This is a genomic window from Nocardia grenadensis NBRC 108939 (assembly GCF_001613445.1).
GTDB classification, from domain to species: Bacteria; Actinomycetota; Actinomycetes; order Mycobacteriales; family Mycobacteriaceae; genus Nocardia; species Nocardia grenadensis.
On record NZ_BDCJ01000003.1, the window covers coordinates 356,704 to 370,105 of the forward strand.

Consider the following 13,402-nt stretch of genomic DNA (forward strand, 5'->3'; position numbering starts at 1 on the left):
TCTTCATCGGACTCGCACCCCTCGGCCGACGCGGTTCACGGCCGGAAAACCGCCCGGATGCAACCGTCTCGTTTGGTCTTGAACAGCTCGTAGCCGAGCACCGCGTCCTCCAACGGCATATCGTGGGTGATCAGATGGGCGGGGTCGAGATCGCCCTGCTGGATGTAGTCGAACATCCGCGGCATGTACCGCTGCCCGTGCTGCTGCGCGGTCCGGATGGTGAGGCTCTTGTTCGTCACCACCCCCATCGGGAATTTATCGGTCAGGCCGTAGATGCCGAGCACCGAGACGACTCCGCCCTTCCGGCAGGCCAGCAGCGCCTGCCGCAGCGAGGTCGCCCGGTCGGTTTCCAGGCGTAGCAGTTGTTTGGCCCGGTCGTAGAGCTGTTGCAGACCCGTTCCGTGCCCCTCCATGCCCACCGCGTCGATACACGCGTCGGGACCCCGGCCCCCGGTCATATCGAGTAGCGCTTCCTGGACGCTGTCCACCGCGGTGTAGTCGATCGTCTCCGCGTCGTATCGGTCCCGGGCGAGGGCCAGGCGTTCCGGGATCCGGTCGATCACGACGGCGCGCTCGGCGCCGAGCAGCCGGGCGGAGTGGGCCGCCATCAGGCCGACCCCGCCACCGCCCCACACCGCGACGGTGTCGCCGGGGGCGATATCGCAGAAGTCGGCGCCCATGAGGCCCGTGGGAACCGCGTCGGAGCAGAACAGCGCCTGCTCGTCGGTGATGCCCTCCGGCACGGTGAAGCAGTTGACATCCCCGAAGGGGACGCGGATGAAGTTCGCGTGCGAGCCCTGATACCCGCCGAACGGGTGAGTGTACCCGTAGATACCGCCGGTCGGCTGGCCGAAGACCGGCTGCTGCAGGGCGGCGTTGGGGTTGGTGGTGTCACAGACCGAGTAGAGGTCGTGGTCGCAGTACCAGCATGCCCCGCATCCGATGAACGACGGCACCACCACCCGGTCCCCCACCTTGGTCGCGGTGACCTCCACGCCGGTCTCCACCACCTCACCCATGAACTCGTGGCCGAACACGTCGCCCGCGCGCATACCGGGTAGATAACCGTCGATGAAATGCAGATCCGAACCGCAGGTCGTCGTCAGCGTCACCCGCACGATCACATCGTGGGGATTGACCAGGCCCGGGTCCGGCACGGTTTCGACCGCGAGATCGTTGACCCCGTTCCAGCACAGCGCACGCATCATGCCTCCTGTCCGGCCGCCCGGCCGCTGGGATTACGGTCGAGAGTGGGTATTTCGCCCGTTTGCATCAGCGCACGCGCGCGGTAGAGGACCGTGAAGATCGCCGCGCCGGTGAGCTGCCGCGGCAGCGGCGTCGTCGCCGATATACGCACTTCGGTGCCCCGGTTCCGAGGCGCGTCGGTGAATTCCAGCTCGATCCGGGCGCGTTCGGGATCCACCGCGTCGACGAACTGCAGTCCGTCCCGCCCCGTCAGCAGTACGCTCTCCCAGTGGATCGCGTCCGCGCCGTCCGGCGCCGCTGTCCATTCGTAGCGATCCGGAGCCGTCGACCGCACGTCGGCGAAACCGCCGAACACGCGGGACAGGTTGTCCGGATCACGCCAGAACTCTTCCACCGCGGCCCGCGGCCGCCCGATCGTCAGGGCCCGCCGGCCGGTGCCGCCGGCCACCGCACCCACGGCCCGGCCAACGAGGGTGACCACTTCCTCTTTCGCCTTCTGTAGGTAATCCACGCGCTCTCCCTTCCGAGGAGTCGGACCGGCAGCGCCGACGCGGTACCCCGGGCGCTCCGGTGCAAACCCGCGGACGCCTGCCCGATTTTCTGCTTTTCGACCACGGGAACCGGGGTAGGCCGAGGCCATAGGAAAGGAGGAGTCTTGACCGAAGCAAAACGCACGGAGAAGAACGAGAACGACAAGCCCGAAGCCGGTCGGCCGGGCCCGACCGACCGGGGTCGCGATGGCGGGATGGCCACGCGCGAGATCGCGCCCGAGGTGACCGTCGCGGATGCGGAGCAGGAACCACCGGACTGAGACCACTCGGGAGCCGCAGGGCCACCGATGGCCCGGTGCACATGTGCGCTCACATTTATGCGGCCCCGCCGGACGGTAAAGACAACACCGTAATAGTTCGGTACCGGCACCGGCGGATTCCGCCGAGACCACACCCCGGATTCACCCATCGAACTCCGCAGCGGGGCGAAAAAGCGTTGCCGTTGTCCAGTTGTCGTCCGGTATTCGGCCGGTCGGCCACCCCGGCAAGGCATCTGGACACCAGCCGGCCGGCGGGCGACCGCTGCGCGACCGATACCACGCGAATATCCTCCGCCGCCGCGATATCCGCGATCTGGTCCTCAACCAGCTCGCGGCGCCGGAGGAGGTCACTGCGGAGGCCGCGCAGCCGGGCACGGTCAGGGCCCGGCGTACACCCTGCTCCGGCGCCACGGGGATCCGCCACGGCCGCATGCCGGACCTCGCGGCGGGCATGCGGCCGATCTCCCCCGCCCCGCACCCCCAATCGACGTCACTCCGCGAGCGGTCCGGGCCGATCCAGATGTAGATAGGTGTATGCGGTGACGACGAGACATACGCCGGTCGCGGTGACGAGCATCGCCCAGCCCGCCACGAGCAGGCTCCGAGCAGGCTCGGCAGACCACCCGCCAGCGCCCCGAAGCCCAAACGCGCATAAAGCAGGAAGTATCCGAGCCAGTCGGCGTAATCGCCGCCACTGGCATGGCGTTCGATCCCCTGACCCATCCTCGACCTGTTGATCGAACATCTGCGCACCGCCTGAAGACCACCGTGCCCGCCCACGGACACCGCTGCGCTCGCACCACTTCCCGATCAGAGTTCCACGGTGCGTGTCACCACGATCCGCTCGCCGTCCTCTCGGATCGAGGGAACGAGATCGTCCGGGCGGGGCCGGAAACCCGGGGCGGTGGCCAGGCCGTGGGTTTCGTCGGCCGCGGTCATCCGGACACGGTCGGCACCGGGAGTACGCACAGTGATGTCGACTCCGTCCGGCGGCAGATCCCGGAACCGTATCTCGCCCGCCCAGGTATCGGCCCGCTCCCCCGTGACGGCCAGTTCGACCGGCACCGCACCCGCGACGGTCGCGACCACCCGGTCGATCCGGTGATCGACGCGCAGCACCAGCCCGGACGCCGCACGCCGGGATGCCACGTGCACGGTGACGGTGTCGCCGTCGCGACGGACGACCTCGAGCAGCGGACCGTCGAGCGCCATCGGCTCGGCCGGTCCGGTCCATACCGTGCCCCGCGCGTAGCCGGGCGAGAGGCGCGCGATATCGGTGCCGTCCACGAAGGTCCGAGCCCACGCGGCCGGTTCGGTATCGCCGCTCACCCAGCTCGCCGCACCGGTATCCGCGTTCAGGACATAGGCCAGGTGCGCGCGGGCGGGGTGCCGGGCGTCGAAGGTGTCGACCATGGTTCCCGCGCCGATCAGGAGTACCGAGACAACCGCCGCCGTCACCGGGACCGCGACCGTGACGCGGCGGCGGACGGCGGGCCCGGGCAGCACCAACTCGATCAGCGGGAGCACCAGCACCACGAACAGTGCCGCACCGGCCGCGGCGACCCCGCCTGATGTCAGGCCGACTCCGTCGATCAGGTTCCCGCTCAGGGGTCCCAGCAGCGCGGCGGCGACCAGCGCGCCCAGCGTGAACATCAGCACCGGCCACAGGCGCCGGCGCATCGGCAGCAGCGCCGCCAGTGTGCCCAGTGCCACGAACAGGGCCGGCAGCGCGAACAGAAACGAGGCACCGGGCGCCACGACCGCGCACCCCACCCCGAGTACGGCAGGCCAGACCAGGGCGCCGATCGCCGGTGCGGCCGGCCCCCACCGGCGGCGTGCCGGTAGATACCAGCCGACCACCGCTGTCACGGCAAGCGCCGCCAGGGCCCAGTGATAGACCTGTGGGCGATGCAGCAGCCCGCCCATCTGTGCGTACTCGGGCCGCGACCACTCCAGCACCGACCACATCCCCTGCCCGAGCAGTGCCGCCGCGCCCAGAGGCAATGCCACCGACGCCGCGGCCGGCAACAGCTGCCCGGTTTCCGCCGCGCCGCGCCGGCACGCGAGCAACACCACCGCACCGACCGCCACCGCGGCGAGCAGGGCGATCGGCAGGACCCATGCGTTCGAGTAGGTGACCATGGTGCCCGCGAGGCGGAAATAGGTGGCGTCGTGGTCGGATCGCAGCTCGGCCAGATCGGTCTCGCCCAGCGCGCGGGCGAGGTGGAGCATGTTCTCGCCGTGGTGCTGCAGACTGCCCCGATCGAGGTTGTCGATGGTGTCGCCGGCCGTGTGGTAGTAGGACGAGCGCTCGATATAGGCGAAGTTGAGCCCGGTGAAGCCGGCCTTCGACAGAGCCGTGAAGTCGGTGGAGTTCGGCATCGTCCGATACACCTCGACCAGCGACGAATCACCCCGTGGATGCGGTACGGCGCCGGCGAACAGCGATACCAGGGCGGCATTGTCCACCGAGGTCTCGAACATCAGTGACGGTCCGCCGACACCGCGGGCCTCCCAGTTGAGCACCACACCGCCGGCGCGTGCGAGCCGGTGCTCCCGGGCAAACGCCTCGGCACCGAGCAGACCGTCCTCTTCACCGTCGGTGAATAGCAGCACGAGATCATTGCGCTGGCCGCCGTGCCGGGCGAGCAACCGGCCGACCTCCACCATGGCCGCGACCGCGGCGCCGTCATCGGAGGCGCCCGGGCCCGTCGCGGCCGAATCATAGTGCGCGGCAAGCAGAACCGTGCCGGTGGACGCACGGCCGGGCAGGGTGGCGATCACATTGTCCACCCGGCCGAAGGTCGCGAGTCCTTTCGACGCCCGCGCTCCGACACCGCGCTGGGTTTCCACCGCGAAGCCCGCCGATTCCAGCTGCGCGGTGAGATATTCCCGGGCCCGGTCGCTCGCCGGACTGCCCAGCGGCCGCGGTTCGGTCGCGAAGCGGTTCAGGTGGCTCAGGGCCCGTTCTGCGCTGAACCGGTCGGTCACCGTCGCAGGGACCGGCCGGGGGCCGTATCCGTCGGTGACGACGGTGGCCGCCACCGCGGCCATCAGCATCAGCAGGGCCACCAGCCCCGCGGCTACCCGATGTGGAGATTCGATCAGTCCGGCGCGCACGAGGTGACAGTATGTCGCCACTCCGGGCATACTGTCGCCACCGGCCGGCCCCGACCCGGCTACGACCCGCAGGGCCCGATCCCCGATATCGACCCCGATCCCGACGCGCCGCCGTTCGGCCAGGGGCGCGCGCTCCTCCATCAGGATCGCTTCGCGACCGCGCGGCGAATGCGCGAGGTGGCCGAGGCGAAGAAACCGACCCTGCGCGAAGTGGTGATCGACCGGTTCGAACGCGGCCCGCTGGTCGGTACACCCGCCGGGCCGATACCCGACACCGCGGGAGCGGGCGGAGCGCGGTCAGGCCGTGGACTCCGCAGAGTCGGCCTGAGCCATTGTCAGGAGGGCCCGGTGCAGCGCCTTGGCCGGCTCACCCGCCCGCTTCCCGTGTAGCTCGACCTCCACGAAACCCTCGACCAGCGCCCGCCCGGGATCCAGCAGACCCGCCCCGATATCCGGCCCGCCGCTCAGGGAACCTGCCATCAGGATCCGCCAGGCTTCCTGACGCGCCCGGTAATCCCCCGCCTCGTCGAGCGCGGCCGCGAAGGCGCGGACCACCGCGGTGTACGCCGGCCGGCCGGTGGTGCCGCCTCGGCGGAAACGCCTTCTGGTCGATCCCGGCCCGGCGGCACCCGAGCTCGTCAACTCCGCACGTTCCAGAGTGATCCATACCGGAGGCGGCTCGGCCGAACCCGACTCCGCCGCTTTTTTGCGCTCCCGGCGGATCGTATCGTCGCGTTGTTCGGTGACCTCGATGCCGTACAGGGCGACGGTGTACTTCGCGAGCAGATCGTTCAGCGCCGCGGCGATCTGGTGCACCACCTCGGTTTCCATCCCGGCGGTCCCGAAGCCGCGAATCCTCAGGCCGTGTCGGCAGGCCATCTCCTCGGCGAGCCGGATCGCGTCGGCGGGGTCGCCCCCTGTTCCCGGCACCACGGTCAGCGCCTCGGGCGGCGAGAACGCCGGCTCCGCCTCGGGCGGCGACAGCGTCTCCGGCGTGGACGGGTTCCCCACCAGATGCAACGCAGGCGCCGCATCCGGCTCGGCCGGCAGGTCCGTGTGTACCGGCTCGACCGGCGACTCCCCGCGTGCCGCCTCGGCCGAGGACTCCGAGCGAACCGGCCCCCCGGCCGGCTCCGCGGGTTCCGGCCCGCCCAACGACGCCGAAGGCACCGGTCCCACCGGCGACTCCGCAGGCGCAGGCTCGACCGATGACTCCTCGCACCTCGGTTCCTCCGCACACGCCGATTCGGCCGGTGGTAATCCCGTTCGTGGCGGCTCCGTGCCCACCGCCTCCGCCGATATTTCCCTGCGTACCGGTTCGTCCGGTCTGCCCGGGCACGCCGGCTCGACCGGTGGCTCCGCGCGCACCGGCCGGGCCGGTACTTCTCCGCGCACCGGTTCGTCCGGTCGCCGTGCCGTCCGGGCCCCGGCCGAACCGGTGATCCGGGCCAGTTGCAGCGATAACTCAGGGGGCAGCTCGACCGTGCGCGGCACGGGACGGGGTTCCGGGGCCGGGGGCCGCGATGTGTCGCTCGGCACGGCCATCCGCGGCTGTTCGGCGCGCCCGCCCGCGAGCTGAGTTCGTTCCGGGGGCGCCGACACCTCGGCCCGGCCGGTGGACAGGACCGGCTGGGCGTGCGGAGCCGCCGGTTCCCGCGCCGAGATCGGCAGGGCGGGGGCCGCGGGCTCGGGCGACTCCGAGCGCTCGCGGAGCACTCGCGCACCGGCGCTCGCCGCGGCCGCGCTACTGTCCACGGCGGCGGCACGGGTGTCGAGCGGCGCATCGTCCCGGCCCGGCGGCGCCGGGACACCGGATACGGCCGGCGGTGTGCCTCCGGTTCCGGAGAGTGATGGGGGGCGCCGGGTTTCGCGCGACGGCCCCACGATGTCGACGGCCTGCACCGGACCGGGCGAGGAATCGACCGCGCGCGGCACGTGCCGTGGTGCCGGTTCGGCGACCGGGGACAACGGCGAGGCGAGTGGCGCTACCTCTGCCGCGGCCGGCACGGGGACGACCGTGGCGGGTACGGCCGTCGAAGGTACGCCCGGCGACGGCCCGGGGACCGGTACCGGCCGGTCGACCGCCGGCATTCCGGGGCGGGTCGTGGTTTCCCCGGGTGCTGCCGGGCGGGCCGTGGCGGCAGCAGTAGCGGCAGGCTCGGGCCGAACCACAGCGGAGGTGGCGGCCCGTTTACGCGCCCATGGGGTCGAAGCCGGCGCGCGGACGGCTGCGGACGTCCCCGTGCCGAACCGATTCGCGACCGGTACCACGGGTTCACGAGATACCGTTACCGCCGGGGACGCAACGACCGCCGGGCCCGGCGCCGCATTCGCCTCGGCGGAGGTTATCGCGGCCCTCAGTTCCCCGGTGACGCGGGACGCCTCGGTGATCAGCTTCTCCAGCGTCGTCACCAAGGCCCGTAGTTCGTCCGTGTCCACTTTCGGAGTCTCGTTCAACGATGTCCCCGCTTGTCGTCACCGCAGCCGGGCCGGACCGTCGGTCGGTTCGGCCGGCATCCACGATATGACGCACACAGACATGGAAACAGTGTGAAACGTCGTGGTCCGCCACGCGATGGCGACGACCCTCCCGGAATGGGAAGAGTTCGTAGTCCGGACCCGGACCCGAAGTCGGTGGCGCGGCGGGAGCGGCCTCCGGTGGCGGGTTCACCGGAACGGCGGACCGCACGGACGGTCGCCGGCGCGCGCTCGGCGGTACGCACAGCGAAGTGCGCCACGGCGACCGTCTGGACACGGACGGATAGGGGTACTTCTGCGAGGATGAGGTTGTGGTCGATGTGCTGAGCAGAAATCGTGTGGTCGTGACAGGTCGCACCGGAGCACCGGTGGTGGTCCTCGCGCACGGATTCGGCTGCGATCAGGGCCTGTGGCGGCTGGTGACGCCCCTGTTGGCGCGGGAGTTCCGTGTCGTCCTGTTCGACCACGTGGGCTCGGGCCGGTCGGATCTGTCGGCCTGGGACCCACAGCGGTACTCGACCATGGCCGGGTACGCCGAGGACATCCGGCAGGTGTGCCGGGCGATCGATCTGGGACCGGTGGTGCTGGTCGGCCATTCGGTGGCGGCCATGATGGGCGTCCTGGCCGCCGCGGCGGAACCGGAGTTGTTCCGGGGCCTGGTACTGCTGGCGCCGAGTCCCCGCTTCATCGACGATGCAGCGAGCGGTTACCGGGGCGGCTTCAGCGCCGACGATATCGACGAGCTGCTCGAATCCCTGGATGCCAATTATCTGGGCTGGTCGGGGGCCATGGCGCCGGTGATCATGGGCAATCCGGAGCGTCCGGAACTCGCGCAGGAGCTGGAGACGACGTTCTGCCGCACCGATCCGGAGATCGCCCGGACCTTCGCGCGGGTGACCTTCCTGTCCGACAACCGCGACGATCTCGCGGCCGTGCGGGTACCGACCCTGGTGGCGCAGTGCTCGAACGACGCGATCGCCCCACCGGGGGTCGGCGAGTTCGTGCATTCCCGTATCCCCGGCAGCCGGTTGGTGACCCTCACCGCCACCGGGCACTGTCCGCAACTGGCGGCTCCCGAGGAGACCGCCGCCGCGATCACCGGCTTCGTGCGCGACCTATCATGATGATGTGCCGCGCGGGCGGCTCGGGACCGGAACGCGCCGGATTCGAACCCGACGATCCGGACCAACGCGCGGAGTTCAGCGCCCTGCTGGAGGACGACGTCGAAGACCTGTACGAGAACGCCCCCTGCGGCTATCTGTCCACTTTGCTCGACGGGCGGATCGCCAAGATCAACACGACGCTGCTGGACTGGCTCGGTTACCGACGCGAAGACCTGGTGGGGCGACATCATTTCAGCGATCTGCTCACCGTCGGGGGCCGCCTTTACCACGAAACCCATTTCGCGCCGCTGCTGCGGATGCAGGGCCATCTCAGCGGTATCGCGCTCGAACTCCGGGCGGCCGACGGCTCGCGATTGCCCGTCCTGGTGACCTCCACGGTGAAGACCGGAGCGGACGGGGAACCGCTGCTGATCCGGACCACCGTGTTCGACGCCCGCGAGCGCCGCGCCTACGAAGCCGAGCTGCTGCGCGCACGCCGCGAGGCCGAACGCGACCGCGAACGCCTGCAACGGTTGAACGCCACCCTGCAGCGCACGCTGCTGCCCGCGGTGCTCGAGCCGGTTCCGGGGGCCGATATCGCCGCGCACTACCACGCCGCCTCCCCCGATGAGGTCGGCGGCGACTTCTACGACCTGTTCCCCATCTCCCCGGGGATATGGGGTTTCTTTCTCGGTGACGTCTGCGGCAAAGGCGCCGTCGCCGCCACCATCACCTCGCTGGCCCGGTACACGCTGCGCGCCGCCGCGGTCTACGACTCGGATCCGACCGCGGTCCTGCGGCATCTGAACACCACCATGGTGCGTGACCATCGCCGCGGCCACCCCCGTTTCTGTACCGTCATCTACGGTCGGCTCACCCTGACCGACGACGCCGAGAGGCCCCGCGCCACCGTCACCCTCGCCTCCGGCGGGCACCCCCCGGCCCTGTTGCTGGGTGCCGACGGCACGGCCGACTACCTGCCCACTCCCGGCGGGCAACTGGTCGGGGTATTCCCGGACGCGGCGGTCTCGGCCGTGACCTTCACGCTGGAGGCCGGCGCAACACTCTTGCTCTACACCGACGGACTCACCGAGGCGCGGACCGCCGAGGGCTTCTACGGGGAGTCGGCGCTGCTCGACTTCGCCCGCCATCTCGCTCCCGCGTCCGCCACCGGAACCGTCTCCGCGGTCACCGCACTGCTCGATTCGCTCGGCACCGGTGTCACCGACGACACCGCGCTGCTGGCCTTGCATCTGCCGGGGCCGGAGCCTCTCCGCGACCGGCTCGGGTGAACGTGCGGACGCACCGCGACATCATGTCCCGCTCCACCGAGCACAGAGAGGGAAGTACCAGTGATGCCGAAGATCGTTCTGTTCGGAGCCACCGGTTACACCGGTCGGCTGATCGCCGAGATCCTGGTCGGCCGGGGCGCCGCACCCGTGCTGGCCGCACGCAATGCGACCGCCCTGCAGAAATTGGCCGCGGATGTCGGCGGCGCCGACATCGCGGTGGCCGATGTGACCGACCCGGATTCGGTCCGGGCCCTGCTGGGGCCCGGTGATGTGCTGATCAGCACGGTGGGGCCGTTCCTGCGCCACGGCAGCCCTGCGCTGGCCGCGGCTGTCGAGGCCGGGGCGCATTATTTCGACTCCACCGGTGAGGGCCCGTTCATTCGGACGGTCTTCGAGCACGACGACGCGGCCCGCGGAGCGGGCGTCGGGCTGCTCACCGCGTTCGGCTACGACTATGTGCCCGGAAATCTGGCCGCCGGTCTCGCATTGGCCGAAGCGCCGACGGCGGTCCGCGCGGATATCGGCTACTTCATCACCGACCCCGGCACCAGCGGCGGTACGCGGGCATCGATGGCGGGCATGCTCTTCGAAGAGGGTTTCGCCCTGCGCGGCGGCCGGGTCGTGCCCGAGCGTACAGCCGCGCGGGTCCGCAGTTTCGGCGTCGCGGGCCGAGAGCTCACGGGCGCGTCGGTACCCGGTTCCGAACATTTCGCGCTCACCCGTTCCTACCCGCGGCTGCGTGACGCCGATGTCTACCTCGGTATGCCCGGCGGGGCGGCGCAGGGTCTGCGGGTCGCCTCGCTGCTCACCGGCGCCCTCGGCCGGATCGACCCGGTGAAACGGCTGGCCGAGAGCGCACTGACCCGGATCGTCAAGGGCTCGACCGGGGGCCCGGCGGCCAACGCGCGGGCCCGGACCCGAACGTGGGCGGTGGCCGAGGTGGCCGACGAGTCGGGCACGGTCCTCGCCTCGGTGACCCTGGCCGGCGGTGACCCCTACGACTTCACCGCGGCGATCCTCGCCTGGGGTGCGCAGACCGCGCTCGACGGCGGTCTGCGCGGCGCCGGTGCGCTGGGCCCGGTCGAAGCGTTCGGCCTCGAGGCGCTCACCGCCGGTGCGGCCGGCGCCGGGCTGACCCGGTAACCCGGACCGCGATGCTCCCGCCCTCCACGCGGGCTCGTGCCCTTATCGCCGGATCCACCGCACCTTCGCCGACGGCCGGGCATACGCCCGGCTTCTACGAATCAACCGAGCAACGCGACACAGCCCTACCCGGCCGTCGCCACTTCTACAATCACCACCGAGCCCACTCCGCCATCGGTGGTCGGCCACCGGTCCCCCGACTGACCAACCTCCCTGGGCATCACACCTGGACGGTGGCGTTTGCGCAGCGCACAGCGCGGGTAGCCGAGGGAACCGGAGGTGTTGCCGGGGATGGATCGGCGTTATCGCGGATTGAGCGTTCGAGTGCTGCGGCGCGGCGAGGTCCGCGTTCTGGTGCGCACACTGCGGGCGGCATGGTCGGACGAACTGTCCGACTGGGCGGCGGCACTCACGTACTACAGCATGCTGTCGCTGTTTCCGGCACTGTTGCTCACCGTCGCCGCGCTCGGTCTGGCCGGACCCGAGCCGACCGGCGCACTCGCCGGAGCGGCGAGCCACGTCGGCCCGCAGGGCAGCCGGACCCTGCTCGCCGATTCGGTGCGCCACCTCGAACAGGTCCGGGCCTGGTCGGCGCCGATCGCGATCGCGGGACTGGTGTCGGGGCTGTGGACGGCGTCGAGCTATGTCGGCGCGTTCATTCGGGCCGCCAACGCCCTGTACTCCGTGGCGGAGAGCCGGTCCCGGCCCCGGACGGTACTCCTGCAACTGTCGCTCAGCGTGGTCCTGATCGCCATGATGGTGTTCACCGGCCTGGGATTCGTAATCACCAACGGTATGGCCGGACGATACGGCGGCGCCCTCGCCGACCTGCCTTTCGTGCACGGGGTCTGGGCGGTCCTCAGGTGGATCGTCCTCGCGCTGGTGGCGAGTTTCGCACTGTCACTACTGTATTGGGTAGCGCCCAATGTGACCGGGCAACCGTTCCGCTGGTTCACCGCGGGGAGCGCGCTGGCGGTCGCGGTATGGCTGGCCGGTTCGGCCGGACTGTCGTTCTATGCCGCCCATTTCGACTCGTTCGACAAGGTCTACGGTTCGCTGGCGGCGGCGGTCGTCTTCCTCGTCTGGCTGTGGGTCGCCAATTTCGCGGTGTTGCTGGGAGCGGTGGTCGACGCCCAACGGGCCCGCCGTTCCACGCCGACCGAAGCGGAGCGCATCGACGACGACCGGGGGCACCGGTCGATCCCGGCCGGCACCGAACCGGATCACGGCGTGGTCGCCCGGTGAAGACGCGCATCGTGGGCGGTCTCGGTCCCGATGCCGGCACCGGGACCGCCCACACCGCCGGGCGACGGTAGGTTCTCAGGCCTTCCGGCCCACGGCACCGTAGAGCGACACCTTCTTGTCATGGCTCTGCGGATGTTCGATACCCGAATTACGCCAGCGATGGATCACCTCGACACCCGGATCCACCAGTTCCAGCCGGTCGAAGAATCGGGCCACCTCCGCGCGGGTGCGCGGCCGCACCGGAATCCCGCGATCCACATAGACCTGCAACAGCCGGGCCATTCCGTCGGGATCGTCGGGACCGTCGTCGAACTCCGTCGTGACATGTGACATCGCCAGATACGAGCCCGGCGCCAGCGGCTCCATAAGGGTGTTCACGATCTCGTAGACATCACCGGGCACGAAATGCAGCAGGGCCATGAGCGAAACCGCCACCGGCTGCGACAGATCCAGCGTCGCGCGTAGTTCCGGCGCGGCGAGAATGGCCTCCGGGTCTCCCGCATCGGCCTGGATGTAGGCGGTGCGGCCCTTTTCGGCGCTCACCAGCAGCGCCCGCGCGTGCGCGAGAACGATCGGGTCGTTGTCGACATAGACCACACGCGATTCCGGCGCCAGGCTCTGGGCGACCTGGTGCAAATTGGGTTCGGTCGGGATACCCGTACCGATATCGAGGAACTGGCGGATCCCCTGCTCGGTGAGATAGCGGGTGGCGTGGCGCATGAACTCGCGGTTGGTGCGCGCGGTCAGCCGGACCGCCGGAAAATCGCGCAGTGCCTGTTCGGCCGCGGCCCGGTCGGCATCGTAGGAATCCTTGCCGCCCAGAAAGTAGTCGTACATGCGCGCGGGATGCGCGACATCGGTACGCAGGTCGATAGAGCCGTCGGACACGGCGGATGCTCCTTGTGGCGTCGTGAGATCGGTACCCCGCAGGTATACCCCATCCGGACAAGTCGCCCAACGCATTCCGGCAAACCGATTCGGTGCCCCGCGGAGGTGGGACGGTG

10 protein-coding genes and 1 pseudogene are annotated in these 13,402 nt (G+C 70.3%); 6 read left to right on the forward strand and 5 right to left on the reverse strand.

Features of this window, described 5'->3' with window-relative positions; translation table 11 throughout:
* Positions 1-35 precede the first annotated feature (35 nt).
* Together NGR01S_RS03880 and NGR01S_RS03885 are read right to left on the reverse strand one after the other, a co-directional pair.
* Positions 36-1,205 carry a zinc-dependent alcohol dehydrogenase gene (locus tag NGR01S_RS03880; RefSeq protein WP_063034746.1) on the reverse strand — a complete coding sequence of 390 codons (1,170 nt, stop codon included), beginning with the start codon at positions 1,203-1,205 and terminating at the stop codon, positions 36-38.
* A complete protein-coding gene (locus NGR01S_RS03885) occupies positions 1,205-1,717 on the reverse strand; it encodes an SRPBCC family protein (protein ID WP_063034747.1) in 513 nt (170 codons plus the stop codon). Before NGR01S_RS03885 ends, NGR01S_RS03880 begins: the two co-directional genes overlap by 1 nt.
* Positions 1,718-1,861: 144 nt before the next feature.
* Here NGR01S_RS03885 and NGR01S_RS31430 point away from each other — a divergent pair, with 144 nt between their 5' ends.
* Positions 1,862-2,017 (forward strand): hypothetical protein, encoded by a 156-nt coding sequence (locus tag NGR01S_RS31430; RefSeq protein ID WP_169811859.1) that lies wholly within the window; start codon positions 1,862-1,864, stop codon positions 2,015-2,017.
* 810 nt (positions 2,018-2,827) lie between these two features.
* Here the strand turns inward: NGR01S_RS31430 and NGR01S_RS03895 are convergent.
* Together NGR01S_RS03895 and NGR01S_RS30760 are read right to left on the reverse strand one after the other, a co-directional pair.
* A complete protein-coding gene (locus NGR01S_RS03895) occupies positions 2,828-5,278 on the reverse strand; it encodes a M28 family peptidase (protein ID WP_218020710.1) in 2,451 nt (816 codons plus the stop codon).
* A gap of 156 nt (positions 5,279-5,434) precedes the next feature.
* Positions 5,435-6,148 carry a hypothetical protein gene (locus NGR01S_RS30760; RefSeq protein WP_157107100.1) on the reverse strand — a complete coding sequence of 238 codons (714 nt, stop codon included), beginning with the start codon at positions 6,146-6,148 and terminating at the stop codon, positions 5,435-5,437.
* Positions 6,149-7,959: 1,811 nt separating this feature from the next.
* Between NGR01S_RS30760 and NGR01S_RS03910 the strand changes: the two genes are divergently transcribed.
* The 5 genes and pseudogenes from NGR01S_RS03910 to NGR01S_RS03925 all read left to right on the forward strand — a co-directional run bounded on the left by NGR01S_RS03910 (position 7,960) and on the right by NGR01S_RS03925 (position 12,398).
* Positions 7,960-8,739, forward strand: a complete 780-nt coding sequence (locus NGR01S_RS03910) for an alpha/beta fold hydrolase (protein ID WP_245664421.1) — start codon at positions 7,960-7,962, stop codon at positions 8,737-8,739.
* Positions 8,736-10,010, forward strand: coding sequence for a PP2C family protein-serine/threonine phosphatase (locus NGR01S_RS03915; RefSeq protein WP_245664422.1), 1,275 nt, complete (start codon positions 8,736-8,738; stop codon positions 10,008-10,010). The genes NGR01S_RS03910 and NGR01S_RS03915 overlap by 4 nt, the downstream gene beginning before the upstream one ends.
* Before the next feature lie 63 nt (positions 10,011-10,073).
* Positions 10,074-11,153 carry a saccharopine dehydrogenase family protein gene (locus NGR01S_RS03920; protein ID WP_063034753.1) on the forward strand — a complete coding sequence of 360 codons (1,080 nt, stop codon included), beginning with the start codon at positions 10,074-10,076 and terminating at the stop codon, positions 11,151-11,153.
* A gap of 122 nt (positions 11,154-11,275) precedes the next feature.
* Positions 11,276-11,380 (forward strand): annotated as a pseudogene (locus tag NGR01S_RS30765) (IS481 family transposase); the annotation flags it as partial.
* An 85-nt stretch (positions 11,381-11,465) separates the two neighbouring features.
* Entirely contained in the window at positions 11,466-12,398 is a 933-nt protein-coding gene (locus NGR01S_RS03925; RefSeq protein WP_169811860.1) for a YihY/virulence factor BrkB family protein, read from the forward strand.
* A 75-nt stretch (positions 12,399-12,473) separates the two neighbouring features.
* On the opposite strand, the gene NGR01S_RS03930 is transcribed toward NGR01S_RS03925, so the two are convergent.
* Positions 12,474-13,286: an SAM-dependent methyltransferase gene (locus NGR01S_RS03930; protein WP_245664423.1), complete on the reverse strand. Its 813-nt coding sequence runs from the start codon at positions 13,284-13,286 to the stop codon at positions 12,474-12,476.
* Positions 13,287-13,402: the final 116 nt, after the last annotated feature.

Coding starts and splice junctions, on each gene's coding strand:
- NGR01S_RS03880 (WP_063034746.1), bottom strand. CDS start 1,205: ATGCGTGCGCTGTGCTGGAACGGGGTCAACGATCTCGCGGTCGAAACC.
- NGR01S_RS03895 (WP_218020710.1), bottom strand. CDS start 5,278: ATGGAGGAGCGCGCGCCCCTGGCCGAACGGCGGCGCGTCGGGATCGGG.
- NGR01S_RS03915 (WP_245664422.1), top strand. CDS start 8,736: ATGATGATGTGCCGCGCGGGCGGCTCGGGACCGGAACGCGCCGGATTC.
- NGR01S_RS03920 (WP_063034753.1), top strand. CDS start 10,074: ATGCCGAAGATCGTTCTGTTCGGAGCCACCGGTTACACCGGTCGGCTG.